The organism is Chryseobacterium panacisoli (assembly GCF_008274625.1).
GTDB lineage: Bacteria > Bacteroidota > Bacteroidia > Flavobacteriales > Weeksellaceae > Chryseobacterium > Chryseobacterium panacisoli.
In genome coordinates, this window is record NZ_VTRU01000001.1 from 1,960,053 (window position 1) to 1,974,916 (window position 14,864).

At 35.2% G+C, this 14,864-nt stretch carries 11 protein-coding genes; 7 read left to right on the forward strand and 4 right to left on the reverse strand.

The genetic code is table 11. The features are described from left to right. Positions 1 to 49 precede the first annotated feature (49 nt). The 4 genes from FW781_RS08815 to gap all read left to right on the forward strand — a co-directional run bounded on the left by FW781_RS08815 (position 50) and on the right by gap (position 4,461). Positions 50 to 811 carry a TIGR03915 family putative DNA repair protein gene (locus FW781_RS08815; protein ID WP_317133401.1) on the forward strand — a complete coding sequence of 254 codons (762 nt, stop codon included), beginning with the start codon at positions 50 to 52 and terminating at the stop codon, positions 809 to 811. Between the two features lie 664 nt (positions 812 to 1,475). After that, positions 1,476 to 2,354, forward strand: a complete 879-nt coding sequence (locus tag FW781_RS08825) for a DUF4846 domain-containing protein (protein WP_149387060.1) — start codon at positions 1,476 to 1,478, stop codon at positions 2,352 to 2,354. A gap of 83 nt (positions 2,355 to 2,437) precedes the next feature. Beyond that, positions 2,438 to 3,424: a 6-phosphofructokinase gene (gene pfkA, locus FW781_RS08830; protein WP_149387061.1), complete on the forward strand. Its 987-nt coding sequence runs from the start codon at positions 2,438 to 2,440 to the stop codon at positions 3,422 to 3,424. Positions 3,425 to 3,456: 32 nt separating this feature from the next. Further along, entirely contained in the window at positions 3,457 to 4,461 is a 1,005-nt protein-coding gene (gap, locus tag FW781_RS08835; protein WP_047379077.1) for a type I glyceraldehyde-3-phosphate dehydrogenase, read from the forward strand. A 112-nt stretch (positions 4,462 to 4,573) separates the two neighbouring features. Here gap and FW781_RS08840 read toward each other — a convergent pair whose 3' ends face one another. Beyond that, positions 4,574 to 5,866 carry a hypothetical protein gene (locus FW781_RS08840; protein WP_149387062.1) on the reverse strand — a complete coding sequence of 431 codons (1,293 nt, stop codon included), beginning with the start codon at positions 5,864 to 5,866 and terminating at the stop codon, positions 4,574 to 4,576. 102 nt (positions 5,867 to 5,968) lie between these two features. Beyond that, entirely contained in the window at positions 5,969 to 6,451 is a 483-nt protein-coding gene (locus FW781_RS08845) for a hypothetical protein (RefSeq protein WP_149387063.1), read from the reverse strand. Between the two features lie 199 nt (positions 6,452 to 6,650). Between FW781_RS08845 and FW781_RS08850 the strand changes: the two genes are divergently transcribed. From FW781_RS08850 to recA, 3 genes are all read left to right on the forward strand, one after another. Further along, positions 6,651 to 7,448: a response regulator transcription factor gene (locus FW781_RS08850; protein WP_149387064.1), complete on the forward strand. Its 798-nt coding sequence runs from the start codon at positions 6,651 to 6,653 to the stop codon at positions 7,446 to 7,448. 78 nt (positions 7,449 to 7,526) lie between these two features. Continuing rightward, entirely contained in the window at positions 7,527 to 8,711 is a 1,185-nt protein-coding gene (locus FW781_RS08855; RefSeq protein ID WP_149387065.1) for an oxygenase MpaB family protein, read from the forward strand. Positions 8,712 to 9,037: 326 nt separating this feature from the next. Further along, on the forward strand, positions 9,038 to 10,039 hold the full coding sequence (recA, locus tag FW781_RS08860; protein WP_047386304.1) for a recombinase RecA: 1,002 nt from the start codon (positions 9,038 to 9,040) through the stop codon (positions 10,037 to 10,039). Between the two features lie 287 nt (positions 10,040 to 10,326). Here recA and FW781_RS08865 read toward each other — a convergent pair whose 3' ends face one another. Continuing rightward, positions 10,327 to 11,760 (reverse strand): hypothetical protein, encoded by a 1,434-nt coding sequence (locus FW781_RS08865; protein WP_149387066.1) that lies wholly within the window; start codon positions 11,758 to 11,760, stop codon positions 10,327 to 10,329. Positions 11,761 to 11,903: 143 nt separating this feature from the next. Further along, a complete protein-coding gene (locus FW781_RS08870; protein ID WP_149387067.1) occupies positions 11,904 to 14,804 on the reverse strand; it encodes an alpha/beta hydrolase family protein in 2,901 nt (966 codons plus the stop codon). Positions 14,805 to 14,864 lie beyond the last annotated feature (60 nt).

Consider the following 14,864-nt stretch of genomic DNA (forward strand, 5'->3'; position numbering starts at 1 on the left):
GAATGTTTCTTCGTCAGAATGACAGGCAGCACAATTAAATTTAAAATTAATGATGACAACCCTACTCTACGATGGAAGTTTCGATGGTCTTTTCACCTCAATATTTGAAGTTTTCGAATATCGTTATAAAGATGTGGAAATTGCCAGCAGAGAAAGATTTCATCAGGAAAATATTTTTGCGGAGATTCATGAAGTCATTACCCAAAAGGACAAATCTGAGCGGGTTCTCAACAAATTGGAGCATAATATCGGGAAAGTGGGCATCTATAAGCTTTTAAAAGTTTTTTTATCAGAAGATCCGAATCTTGAAAACCTCATCCTATCTGCAGTAAGGCAGTCTATTAAGCATCCGGCAATAAATATTCTTGAAAATTTTGCTGATGCTGATGTTTTAAAAATTTCAAAAATCTGCAAATCGGTGGATAGAGAAAGGCACAGGATGACTGCTTTTGTCCGCTTTGAAAAAATGAAAGATGAAGTCTTCTTTTCCAAAATAGATCCTGACTTCAATGTTCTTCCGTTGATCAGAAAACATTTTCATGACCGGTATCAGGATCAGAAATGGATGATCTACGATCTACGGAGAAACTACGGACTTCTCTATGATCTGGACATCTGTGATTTCTTCTACCCTGATGAAAAACTGGATTTCGGCCAGTATCAACAAAAATTCCATGATGAAGAGAAAAATTACCAAACTCTTTGGCAGCGTTATTTCACTAAAACGAATATTACTGAACGGAAAAACCTGAAACTGCATATTCAGCATGTTCCGAAAAGATACTGGAAATATCTGACGGAAAAATGGTAAAAAACAGAATAAGCTCTAACTAATTATGCAGATAATATAGATTTAGAGATAGGCAGATGCTGTCATTTTGCTCAATAATTCCATATTGTGGATAACTTTTTTTCAGCGAAGAAAGACTTTAAAATTTAAGTCCTCATTTTTTAATTTTTATTTAAACTATTAATTTAGTGACAGATAGAATCCACATTAATGGAAAACTCATATTGTGGATAACTTTTTTTCGTTAATATACAGTTAATATTGGAAATATTCCAATATCATCTTTCTTCTAAAAATTGAATAAACAAAGGCGCTTCCAAAGAAAAAAAGACAAGAAAACCTCCTGTAAATCTGTAACCTATATAATTAAAAATCAAATCAACATTTTTAATTTGTGGATAACTTTTACTTTTTTGAAGGTTCGCACGGCTTATCATCAGTGATAAGTGATAAATGGAACATTCCCATCGTTTGGCAGATCAATGAAAACGTTCGGGTGAGTTTTGGAATATGCTTTAACAGAACTAAGTAAACAGCTAGTGAAGATTCTTTGGCAGCTGAATGATTGGGGAAAATTACTGATTCCTGAAAAACATGTATAAATCAGAAGTTAAATATTGCAGATTTCCAGAACTTTATTGGCTGGTACGTGAAAAAAAATGATATTTGTGTTCACTAAAAACGCATGAAAAAAATTATCACGGGAATCACAGCGCTTGTTATTCTCACAAGCTGTACAAAAGAAAAATTATCAGACCGCTTACTGGCTGAGCCGGATAAGAACGAACATTTAATTGCAGAAAGTACTTTAAAAATCCATAAAGATAAAAATACCATCCGGGAAAGATTTTCTCCTCCTGAGGGATATGAATGGAGTGAAGAAAAACCAGGTTCTTTCGGATACTTTATTGAAAATTTTAAGCTGAAACCTTATGCCAGTCAAATTTTAAAATATGACGGAACTCCTATTTCTACCCAGCATCTCCATGAAGCCATTTTTGATATTGATACCGGAAATAAAGACTTGCAGCAATGTGCTGATGCAGCAATCCGTATGAGAGCTGAATATCTTTATAAAGCAAAAAAATTTGACGAGATCAAATTTCATTTTACCAGTGGAGATCTTCTCCGCTGGAATGATTACAAAAACGGAACGAGAGCATTGGTCAGCGGAAATTCAGTCAGCTTCAGAAAAACCATGTCTTTTGATGATTCTTATCAGAGTTTCAGAAATTATCTGGATCTGATCTTTAATTATGCGGGAACTATTTCATTAAATAAGGAAACAAAACCGGTAACAAGAAATTCTGATCTTAAAACCGGAGATATTCTGATCACACCGGGAAGTCCGGGACATATTGTTTTTATTTCCGGTGTCTGCCGCAATAAGGAAGGGAAAAGACTGTTTTTATTGAGTGAAGGATTTACACCGGCACAATCTATTCATGTACTATCCAATCCTTTTAATCCCTATTTTACACCATGGTACGACCTGGATATCGATGCTCAGGAAACTAAAACCGCACGATATTTTTTTAAACCTACAAATTTCAGAAGCTTTTAATAATTTATATTCAAAACTATTGAAAAGTTACTACGATAATCTGAACTTGTTTTTGTAAATTTGTGTTCGAAATTTTTTTCTTGATGAAAGAGAGTGCTGTAAAAAAAATTGCAGTTCTTACTTCAGGAGGTGACTCTCCGGGTATGAATGCGGCGTTAAGAGCGGTAGTAAGAACCGCCAATTACTATAATATCGAATGCTACGGGGTGAGAGAAGGCTACAACGGTCTTATCAACAATGATTTCCTGAAAATGGGAGCCCGTTCCGTAAAAAATATAATCAACCAGGGTGGAACAATTCTAAAGTCTGCCAGATCCGCTGAATTCAGAACAAAAGAAGGCCGTCAGAAAGCTTATGACAATTGCGTAAAGCTTGGAATAGACGGATTGGTGTGTATTGGTGGAGACGGAACTTTCACCGGTGCAAAAATCTTTAATGAAGAATTCGGAATCAGAGTAATCGGTATCCCGGGAACAATCGACAACGATATTTTTGGAACTGATAATACGATAGGCTACGACACTGCTTTGAATACTGCCATGGATGCCATTGATAAAATCCGTGATACTGCAACTTCTCACAACAGAGTTTTCTTTGTGGAGGTAATGGGTCGTGATGCTGGTTTTATCGCATTAAACAGTGGATTGGCAACAGGAGCTTTAGATATTTTAATTCCTGAGAAAAAAGACAGTATTGATGAGCTTTTCGCAAAATTCAGAGATGCAGAAAAAACAGGAAAGGCATCAAGCATTGTGGTGGTTGCAGAAGGTGAAAAACTAGCCAATGTATATGAACTTGCAGAAAAAACAAAACAGACATTCCCTGATTATGACATTCGTGTAGCAATTTTGGGACATATGCAGAGAGGAGGCTCTCCAAGCTGTGCAGACAGAGTTTTGGCAAGCAGATTAGGCTATGGTGCCGTAACAGGATTAATGGAAGGACAAAGCAATGTAATGGCCGGAATGCGTTCCAATGATCTGACGTATACGCCTATTGAAGAAGCCATTAAAAAACATAACGAAATCAATGAAGATCTTTTACTGATTTCAAAAATTTTAGCAATCTAATTATTTTTATAATCTAATAAAAACAAACTATTATGTCAACAATTAAAGTAGGTATCAACGGTTTTGGTAGAATTGGACGTCTTGTTTTCAGAGCAATGACTGAAAGAGACAACATTGAAGTTGTAGGAATCAATGACCTAATCAATGCAGAATACATGGCTTACATGTTAAAATATGACTCTGTACACGGTATTTTCCCAGGTGAAGTTTCTGTAGAAGGAAATGACCTTGTAGTAAACGGGAAAAGAATCAGAGTAACTGCTGAAAGAGATCCTAACAACCTAAAGTGGAATGAAATTGGTGCTGATTATATCGTAGAATCTACGGGTCTTTTCTTATCTAAAGATACTGCTCAGGCTCACATCAATGCAGGTGCAAAAAAAGTAATCCTTTCTGCTCCTTCCAAAGATGATACTCCAATGTTCGTAATGGGTGTAAACCACAAGGAACTTACTGATGATATCAAAATCTTATCAAACGCTTCTTGTACTACAAACTGTTTAGCTCCTTTAGCTAAAGTAATTCACGATAACTTCGGAATCGTAGAAGGTTTAATGACAACTGTACACGCGACAACAGCTACTCAGAAAACTGTTGACGGTCCTTCAGTGAAAGACTGGAGAGGAGGTAGAGCTGCTCTAAACAACATTATTCCTTCTTCTACAGGTGCTGCTAAAGCAGTAGGAAAAGTAATCCCTTCTTTGAACGGGAAATTAACAGGTATGTCTTTCAGAGTACCAACTGTTGACGTTTCTGTAGTAGATTTAACAGTGAGAATTGACAAAGCTGCTTCTTATGAAGAAATCTGTTCAGTAATCAAAGCTGCTTCTGAAGGTGAATTGAAAGGGATCCTAGGATATACTGAAGATGCAGTAGTATCTCAGGACTTCGTAGGAGATAAGAGAACTTCTATCTTCGATAAAGATGCTGGTATCATGCTTTCTCCAAACTTCGTGAAACTTGTTTCTTGGTATGACAACGAAATGGGTTACTCTAACAAGTTAGTAGATATGCTTGTACACGCTGCTTCTTTGTAATAAGTAATGAGCGATAAGCAATAAGTAATATAAAACCTTCCCGATGGGAAGGTTTTTTTGTTATGTAAAGATGAAAGAATATTTATAAATCTATTCATAAATTAATGATATATTATTTATTCACGGCTCTATTTCCTATAGAAAATTTATATCCAAATTGAAACTGATAAAATGCCTGGCTATTACTTCCCATGTAATTAAATGTAATTAGACGTGCAAAAATAGCCTGATTAGGATTTCCATTAGGGTGATAAAAAATTTCTGCTTCATGTCTGAATACAGGAATTACCGAAGGAAGATCAATATTTTTAGTAGTATTAAAGTTTCTATAATTATACCACGAAATATCTGCTTTATAATCAAATCCAAAATTATTAAACCGTTTTGCACTTAAATGAAGACCTCCACCAGATCCCATAGACTTTATGTCTTCTATTTTTTCCTCTTCATTAGCTGAGATATTTACCTGAGATATATTATAGTTAACCAAACCATACAAACTTATGCTTACAGGAGCGCTTTTATTCTGCCATTTTAATACTTCCAGATCTAATCCCATCGTAAGATAGCGCTTTTCTATTAATCCTAGATTTCTATTATTTTCTATTTGAAAGTTATTATTTTCAGGATCATAAATAGTACTTACATATTTAGAATCTTTTTCAAATCTTGAATAATTTACATATGGGGAGACTGAAGGAAAATATTCTATTTGTCCCAATGTCCTTCTACTACTAAAGAAACGAAAAGGATAAGGAAAAAGATAAAACTTAGCCCTTCCCTCTATTTGTGCTAAACCATTTTTAGAACCTCCAAAAAGAGTAAGAAAATCAGTGTAAGCTCTCAATTCTAATATTTTTTCCAAATAAGTTTCTTGTTTTATTTGATAGGTAGCATTACCAACTTTATTTTCTTCAGGTTTCTCAGGCAGTTCCAGAATCAAATCATGTGGAATATAATGATTCCCCATTTTATAAGTATAATTCATCACATCCGAAAGATTTATATACAAGTGATTTAGCTTTTCATCAGTATATTCTTGGTTTTCAACAAGTGCATTTTTTCGGATAGAATTTTTATAATACATCATTTTCCGGGTACTATACTGAGAAAAAAATAGAATACTTAACCCTATTTGGTTGGTAAAAACATGGCTATTTCCGTCATAATCTTCAACCAAAACTCTTATATCATAAAAATATCCATCTCTGATTTCCACATCCAATTTTTTAAATTTAAATTTTTTTTCAGGATCTATTATATAATCTCCCTTGCTATTTCTTTTCTCTAAAACAAATTTATTTTTTTTTAAAAAATCTTTTTCGGATTGAGAAATTGCATGATTATTACTTTTTTCTTCAATAGTCTCTGCGTCCCCTACAATTTCTTTTATCTTGTCTTTCATATAATATTTATAGAAATAGAACTCTTGATTATCATAAGGAATTGTAATATCTCCAAAATAGCTTTCTTTCCCTTTAGTATTTAATATATTCCTGACTATCTGTTAGTTTTCATCATTTTTATCTTTTAGAAAGTCTTGATCAATCACTTTATTTTCCCCGTAATAGATGTATACTTTTGAATCATTAGTTGTTACAGAATTTTGGGATTTAACAAAAGATTCACTTGCATATCCATACCACTTATCTATCTCTTTCCCGTCAATACCTTTATTTTCATAAACACCTTTATAATTTAAAAATAATTGATGTTTTAAAGCCAATGTATCATTGTAGGCATTTGCCCGTTTATATTGCTCCTGAATTTGCACTAGATAACTTGCTTCTGACTTTCCATTCAGATTTTTGTTCAACTCTTGCAGTTTTTCATTTGTTTTTTTATATGAATCCAAATATTTGGAATATACCTCCCCTAAGCCAGTAAAAATATTTTCGGCCTCTTGTTTATCTTTTTCTAAGCTCTTCTTTTCCTGTCCCCAGGCTATAAAAGCCCAGAATAGAAACAGTAATACAATTTTTGTTTTCATGATTATTTATTTTTCAGATTAAAGTTTTTTGAATTGATTTAGAAATTGGCTGAATGATAGCCTAAAAGGAATGTTCCAGAAATTGAGCCTCCATGGTCATTAGTTTTATTTAAAGCTACAATACTTTCCTACCACACGAAATACCACAAAAGGGTGATTTTTTAACATAATTTTATTATTTTTAAGAAAACATTAACCAATGAAGAAAAAACACCTGACTCATGCAAAAAAACCGCATCCCCTCACCAAAGTCTGGAATGACTATCCTGAAATTTTACAGAATGACAACAGAATCCTGCCCGTTCCCGCCATTGAACATCTTATAGGAGAAATCTTCGCGCCGGGCAAGTTTTATTATTATGTTATTAATTTCGCAGATAGTACCATCTGCAATCATCATAAAGACATTCTGAAAATACATGGCCTCAGTAAATATCCTCTACATTTAAAAGAAATTATAGACCTCATCCATCCCGATGACATTGAGTTTGTCATGGAGGCCGAAAGAATGTCTATAGAAAAAATGAAGGAAATTAACGGCTTTGATTATCAACAGGAGTTGAAAACCAGCTATTGTTTCAGAATGAGAACTTCAAAAGGGAATTATGAATTGTTCCATCATCAGGCTTTACACACTTACAAAGATGAAAACGGCAGGCTTTTGCAGGCAGCTAACATCCACACCAATATTGAACATATAACCCATCAAAACTCTTATATTGTACTGGTTTCAGGAATCAATGGGCGGGAAGATTTTCACCAGATGCAGTGGATGAAACACAACCCATCTGATGAGCCAATTCCTGTTATTTTCACCAAAAGAGAAGTTGAAATTATCAATTGTATTGCAAAAGGGTACTCGACCTGTGAAATTTCAGATTTACTAAATATTTCAGAAGAAACCGTACGCACCCACAGAAAAAATATTTTAAGAAAATCTGACTGTAAAAATAGCTCCGAGCTCATCAAGAAAACTTTTGAATGGGGATATCTATAGAATCCTCACCCTGGGCCTGACAAATCTCACCAAAAATTTCAGCATAAAACTTGTACTTTTATAGGTAAAGGAATGAACATGATACAACCACGATTTAAAGACGCTTCTCATTTCAGAGATTTCTGGGAAAGTGGAAACGGAAAACTGCTTATTGAATTTTCCGGAGCAGAAGTGAGCTTTGAAAAATTTGAAAAATTTGCGCCTTTTTTTCATCATGTGGATGAGATCGGTGATGAGGTGGTAAAAGAGATTTATTTTACTAAAAAATTTCATGAGGCATCCAGGGAAATTGAGCAGTACATCAGAAACGGAGTTTCGGAAACAGATTCTGTTCCTGAAAGTGTAAAAAAACTTTTTATCCAAACTCAAAAAGTTCCCGAGTGGCTTGATTACAATTTACTCAAAAGCGGTGCTGAGCTCTGCATGAGAAGCAATCTGGACTCTCTGATCTCGTTGAGGGATTATTGTCTGATCGGCGGTTACGACTACGCCTACCTCAACAAACCCCTTATTGTCACAGAAGCATTAAAAAAGGGGGCGGTAAAACGTCTTTCGGAAACGTTGGATTTCTGGGTAAATGCAACCCGATATAATGCGCTGGAAGTTCATGCAAAAGGGTATGAATTTGCTATAAAAACCCGTTTAATTCATTCTTATGCAAGGCTTTCCATAAAAAAACATTATAAAGACTGGGATACCGAAAACTGGGGTGAGCCGATCAATTCATGGGATATGATGGCAACTTACATAGGTTTTAGTCTTGTCTTTCTTCACAGCCTTCAGAAATTGGGAAATAGTTTTTCCCCTGAAGAGGAACAGGGAATTTTTCACCTGTGGAAATATGTAGGCTATCTTTTAGGTATTCCGGAACAGCTTCTTCCCGATGACAAGAAACAGGCTACTGAATATTTTTATTTATGGACATCTGTGCAGCCTCCTTCCGATAAAGACTCCGTTCTTCTTGCCCATTCTCTGCTGAATGAATCTTTGGAAAATCCTATTTTAAAATTTGAATTTCAAAGGAAAAATTTAAAATATCTGCATGTCTGCTGTACCTGGTTTCTGCTGGATGATGAAGTTTGCAAAAGACTGCAGATCCCGGAAGTTCCCAACAAAAATCTGTTTCCAAAATCAAAGATACTTTTCAACAAGATTTATGACAGAGTCGTAAGCCGCGATGCCAGAATAAAAAGAGGGAATAAGGATCAGATGAAAGTACTGGAAGACTATCTGAATATTACTAAAAATTCAAATTTTCATTAAAAAGCAGGAAGATAGAAGCCGGGAGCAGGAAGTTACTATTGGAAGATTAATTTCTTTCAGCAAAAACTTTAATAATAGCACAAAATTAAATTTATGCTATTTTCCGGACTTCTATAACTCCCTTCTTCCAGCTTCCGGCTTCCTTCACAATTAATAATTTTTACCTTTTTTCAAGTATGCATCTCACATTATACATCTGCTTCGTTATGAATGAGATCAACAGCAAAATTTTATCATTTTTTAACTCTAAAAACAGTTTTCAGGGACAAATAATATTAGTTTTTGATATTTAAATTATGTATTTTTGAGAAATTATTTTAATAGCGATGAGTAACATTGATGATAAGAAAAAAGCACTCGCTTTAGTGCTTGACAAATTAGATAAAACATACGGAAAGGGAACAGTAATGACTTTAGGTGATCAATCTATAGACAATACAATAGAAGTAATTCCTTCCGGTTCTTTAGGATTAGATATCGCATTAGGTATAGGCGGATATCCAAAAGGAAGAATTATTGAAATATACGGTCCTGAATCTTCAGGTAAAACAACATTGACCCTTCATGCGATTGCTGAAGCTCAGAAAGCAGGTGGTATTGCTGCATTTATTGATGCGGAGCACGCTTTTGACAGAACTTATGCAGCGAAATTAGGAATTGATTTGGAGAACCTTATCATTTCTCAGCCGGACAATGGTGAGCAAGCTTTAGAAATTGCTGATAACCTTATCCGTTCAGGAGCTATCGATATCGTTGTAATTGACTCTGTGGCAGCTCTTACACCAAAAGCTGAGATTGAAGGTGAAATGGGAGATTCCAAAATGGGTCTTCATGCAAGATTGATGTCTCAGGCATTAAGAAAGCTTACAGCTACTATTTCAAGAACGAAATGTACAGTAATTTTCATCAACCAGTTGAGAGAAAAAATCGGGGTAATGTTCGGAAACCCTGAAACTACTACCGGAGGTAACGCTCTGAAGTTCTATGCTTCTGTAAGAATTGATATCAGAAAAGCCAGTGCGCCTATCAAACAAGGTGATGAGGCTATCGGAAGCCGTGTGAAAGTGAAGATTGTGAAAAATAAAGTAGCACCGCCTTTCAAGCAGGCAGAATTCGATATCATGTATGGTGAAGGAGTTTCTAAAGTAGGTGAAATTCTTGATACGGCAGTGGATATGGGAATTGTGAAGAAAAGTGGTTCTTGGTTCAGCTATGAGGAGTCTAAATTAGGACAAGGGCGTGATGCTGTAAAAGATGTTTTAAAAGACAATCCTGAACTTTCCGAGGAATTGGAAAACAAGATCAAGGAAGAAATGAAAAACAAATAATTTTTCAAAAAATATAGAAAAGGCAGTCTTAGGATTGCCTTTTTTGTTTTTAAGTGCATATGTTTTTTCTTAAACGCAAAGTTTTTATTTTTGGTTGTGTTATTGATCCTTTCTAAGTGAACGCATTATTACAAAGCTTCATCAACGGCAGAGCCACACTCTTTGCCTCCTTAGAATTAACTTTCGAATCACATATTCTTTGCTTTTAAATAAAACTTCTCTTAGACTCAAAATAAAAGAGGCCGACCTTTAGGACAACCTCTTTTAAGCTTTTATATTTAAAAAAATTATTCTGCAATTTTACCTTGAAGCTGAAGTGCACCAGTCACTTTCATTCCTTTTGTTGGAGTTTCAAACCTCATATTCTCCTTATTAACAAAAGCATCGATGGTGAAGAAATCTTCATTTTCTTCATTCGTAATTAGTTTCAACTTTAGGATATATCCTTTAACAGTACCATCTTCAAGTAATTCTGTTTCCTTAAAATCTACAACCTGAGCAATAAAATCGAAACATGCATAGTTCGGAAGATCCTGGCTTGGTGCATAAGTTGTGAAGTCTTCACTCATTTTGGTACCATCTGGTAAATCAGTGTTTGTATGAACATCAAGAATGAAAACAATTCCGCTGATATTGACCTTCAAATGAGGCTGAGTAATATATATATTTCTGTTTTCAGCATAATCTGTAGCAAAGAACCAAACTCCAAAAGTATCTCTGGCCGGACCCGCTACGATTGCCTGTAAGTTCAATGCATTTTCCCATTCTCTGATTGACCTTGTTTCAAAATCTAAAGTATAATTTGTTTTTACCTCCGGAATTATTGTACTAAGCTCATCTGTAACAATAGTCTTAAATCTTACATCTTCAAATTCTGTTTTGCTTTTATCTTCACCAGCAGGATCAGCAACCGTAGACTGCATTAAAACAGTAGTAAGATATTGACCGTAATCTTTAGTCTGGAAATTCTCATGACCAAAAATCCCGCTCCAGGTATTCACAAGATTATGAATATTTGATTTTCTTATGATAATTCCGGCTTCGTTAGTGGTTTCAGGAGCAGCAATTCCTTCTGTATTCGGAAAATAATCTTTGCCATCCACCAGCTGATGATTCATAATCTCATTATTTTCTTCGTGAGAAAACGCTGCAAAACCTTTATAAGTGACATTTTGGTTTTCAAAAATATAAGGAAGTCCCGTTTTTTCCTTATCAGCTCCTTCAAAGTGATAAGAAAGTGAAATGGCTTTAAACTCTTCCTCTTTTGTCGCGGGACTATGATTACCATTATCATCAAACTGAGAGTGATATAAAATCATATAAGACTTGATCTTACCTTCCTGAAGTTCGTTTTCAAACTTTTCTTCCATTTGCCCGATCGCCTGTTGTGGAGCAAGTGCATAAGCATCTTCTGTAACCATATAGGCAAAGCCTTCTACCTCACCATTTTCTTTTTGAAAAGCAGAAATAGGGGTATACTCCCCTCTTAGCTGAAGCGCTATAGAATATACTATATAATCATTATAAATCCTGATTTTTTCGTACTCACCATTTATCTTAGGCTCTTGTATTGTTTGTGAAGGGACTTCTGGTAGTATCTCCACTACTTCTTCCGTTACTTCCTCTACTACTTTTTCCTCGGGCATTTCCATTTCCTGAACCGGAGTACTTACATTTTCCTGATTGTTATTCTTTTTCTTAAAAAAATCAAAGATTCCCATACTGTTATTTATAATTGGCGGTAAATATAATAAAAGCGATCAACAGACCCATCATAAAAAAAATGCCATTGTGTCAGTTTCTTCTTCATTGTTTTTTGGCGATAAAAACTTCCGGCGGAGCCTTTGGCTCCGCCGGAAGTTTATCAGTTAGGTTTATCATCTGTCAGCTCAAACCCCCAATCTTTTCCTTTTTGGGTGGCCGGAATACCTTTAGTCATCCAAACCGGAGCTTTAGCACTCTTAAGATAGTAATCAAAAAACTGCTGTTCACGGATTTGAATATCCTTTCTGTTCTGACGTTTTACAAGATTGTGATCATCACCGTTATAATTCAGAAGCCATACTGGTTTTCCGAGACGGCGCAATGCGGTAAACATCTCAATTCCCTGATACCACGGCACTGCTCCATCTTTATCGTTACTCATAATCACTACCGGAGTTTGTACTTTATCAATGGTAAAAAGCGGTGAATTTTTAATATAAAGATCCGGAGCTTCCCATAGGTTCTTCCCTAATCTACTTTGTGATTTCTCATACTGAAACTGTCTGTTCATTCCTGAGGTCCATCGGATTCCTCCATATGCGGACGTCATATTTACAACAGGAGCACCACTCCACGCAGCTGCATACATATTGGTATGAGCAATAAGGTAGGCTACCTGATAACCACCCCAGCTTTGTCCCTGAATTCCAATTTTAGTACCATCTACCCAGGAATTTTGTTTCAATTTCTCAACACCGGAATTAATGTATTCCATTGCAGATTCTCCGGGAAAGCCATCAGTATACGAAATATCAGGAGTGAAAACCAGATATCCGTTGCTTACAAAATAAGAAATATTCAATCTTGAAGGTGTTGGAGCCGGTGCTACATAACGGTTCAGATTATCCGAAAGCTTTTCATAGAAATAGACAATCATAGGATATTTTTTATTCGGATCGAAATCTTCCGGTCTGTATAAAACTCCTGTAGAGGTATTTCCTTTTGGTGTTGTCCAGTTTACCAATTCGTCCGTACCCCAGTTATATTGGTTTTGCTGTGGATTGGTATTACTCAGCTTTTGTTGTTCTGAGAAATCTGATGTTGCAAAAATATTGGGAGAATCAGTATATGATTCTTTTACTACAATATATTCTTCTGCATTTTTCGCTTTTTGAATACTTCTGTATCCCCATACATTTTCCATCTGGATTTTTACCGGATCAGAACCCGACTGAATAGATGTTTTGAAAATTCCGTTTGCTTTGGATGTATTATCAAAGGCTGATAAATAAATGTCCGATTTTCGGTTTAAGCTTTTAATATCTTTATCCAGATCGTAGGTATCAAATGTTATTTTATGTTTACGCCCAAATCCGTTAGTAATATTTCTTGGCTTTTTTGAACCGTTCAGGAAAAATTCCCAAAGGTCAAAACGGTCTTTGATAATTACAGATTCATCATTATTCGTCCAGGATGCGATGCCATAAGAATTCGGAAAATCCGGCATATCAAACTCTTCATCCACAAAGGAAACGGGTAATCCGCTGCTCATTGGAATTGTTTGCTTTGTTTTCACATTATAACTCAGCCATTTCCCTTGTTCTCTGTCAAAGATCACCACAAATTTACCAAGCGGTGAAACAGCAACCGAACCATTCAGATTCTGAATAATTTCCGTTCTCTCACCCGTTTTATTATCAATCAGGAAATATGTTTTCTTTGTTGCGCCCTCCCATTGCGAAGAAATACGGTTATTCAAACTTGTAATTCCAAGTGCAAATTCTGCATTTCCTTCGTTGACCAGTCGTAAAGTATCTAAGTCCTCAGCATCAATGTTTCTAAAGGATTCCGGTTTTTCCGTCTGCATTACTGCAGCATAAGATTTTTTCAGATCATTTTTCAATTCCTTTAACTGTACCGTTTGCAGATAATCATCTTTATAGTTCCAGATATCTACTACAGCATGATCATTCGCAATCATCGCAGTATCTTTTGCAATGGGTTTTGGACCCACACCAAAATACAACTGCTTTCCGTTTTTACTGAATAAGGGTAAACGGTTTTCAGAAATCACCCAATTCTTCCTCATCTGTGCATTTTCATTGGTAATCGTTTCCTTTTTATTTCCTTTAAAATTAATATAATACAGCTGATACAGTTTTACCAGATCATTCTGTGCGGAAGAAGTTCCTACATAGGCCAGTTGATTTCCCTCTTCATCAAAAGATAATTGTGAAAAATCGCCCTCCATTTCCGAAATTTTAGTCACAACTCCTTTTTGCAGATCTACCACTTGTACAGTCTGAAGTGTATATTTCTTGGGTTTTGATTTGTCATTATCTTTTTTGTTCTCAGATTTTTCATCCGTAGAATCCTTTTCCTCTTTTTTATCCTTTTTCGGTTTCTCTTCAGGTTTTTTCGTTACAAAAGCAAGCTGCTTCCCATTTTTACTGAACTCATAGCGGACAACATTATCATACGTTGTACTTTTCCCGTCCAGAAGATTCCGCACAACCAGCTGTAAAGGTTTTATATTTTTATCCTCATCCTTATTATCCTCTCCATCTTCTTTATCAGATGCTTCATCTGAAGATTTATCTTTTGTATTTTCCAGAAGATAGGCAATGTAGGAACCTGCTTTTTCAGGAATTTTAAATGATTTTACATTAGGAATTTTCTCTGTTTTATCATTTAAAAAATCAACAACAGCAAGGCTGTCTTTTGTTAATTTATTTTTTTTAAGCTTTTTATCTTTTACCGCTTTTATATCTTTATACTGCGGACGGATCTGAAAAACAGCAAATCTGGAATCATTCGTAAAATCTACTTTTGTTCCTCTTGCAAACTTCTTTGTTGTTTTATTTTTTACGGAATATAAAGAAAGGTTAGAATTTCCTTCCTGAGCATCCACGGAATAAGCAATCCATTTTCCGTCATTGGAGATTTTTCTTCCACCGATATTTTGCCAGCTGTCATAGACAGAATGGTCTAAAGGTTTTTTCTGTCCATAGACCCAACAAGTCATTATGAGCAGAATAAAAACTGTACATTTCAACTTCATCTTTAAAAAATTTTTAATATTTAAAAGTAAGATATTTCTTCGACAAATCCATAGGATAAG

Bases quoted from the DNA above. Each gene is read 5' to 3' on its own strand.
- FW781_RS08815 (WP_317133401.1), top strand. From the start codon at position 50: ATGATGACAACCCTACTCTACGATGGAAGTTTCGATGGTCTTTTCACC.
- FW781_RS08825 (WP_149387060.1), top strand. From the start codon at position 1,476: ATGAAAAAAATTATCACGGGAATCACAGCGCTTGTTATTCTCACAAGC.
- pfkA (WP_149387061.1), top strand. From the start codon at position 2,438: ATGAAAGAGAGTGCTGTAAAAAAAATTGCAGTTCTTACTTCAGGAGGT.
- gap (WP_047379077.1), top strand. From the start codon at position 3,457: ATGTCAACAATTAAAGTAGGTATCAACGGTTTTGGTAGAATTGGACGT.
- FW781_RS08840 (WP_149387062.1), bottom strand. From the start codon at position 5,866: ATGAAAGACAAGATAAAAGAAATTGTAGGGGACGCAGAGACTATTGAA.
- FW781_RS08845 (WP_149387063.1), bottom strand. From the start codon at position 6,451: ATGAAAACAAAAATTGTATTACTGTTTCTATTCTGGGCTTTTATAGCC.
- FW781_RS08850 (WP_149387064.1), top strand. From the start codon at position 6,651: ATGAAGAAAAAACACCTGACTCATGCAAAAAAACCGCATCCCCTCACC.
- FW781_RS08855 (WP_149387065.1), top strand. From the start codon at position 7,527: ATGATACAACCACGATTTAAAGACGCTTCTCATTTCAGAGATTTCTGG.
- recA (WP_047386304.1), top strand. From the start codon at position 9,038: ATGAGTAACATTGATGATAAGAAAAAAGCACTCGCTTTAGTGCTTGAC.
- FW781_RS08865 (WP_149387066.1), bottom strand. From the start codon at position 11,760: ATGGGAATCTTTGATTTTTTTAAGAAAAAGAATAACAATCAGGAAAAT.
- FW781_RS08870 (WP_149387067.1), bottom strand. From the start codon at position 14,804: ATGAAGTTGAAATGTACAGTTTTTATTCTGCTCATAATGACTTGTTGG.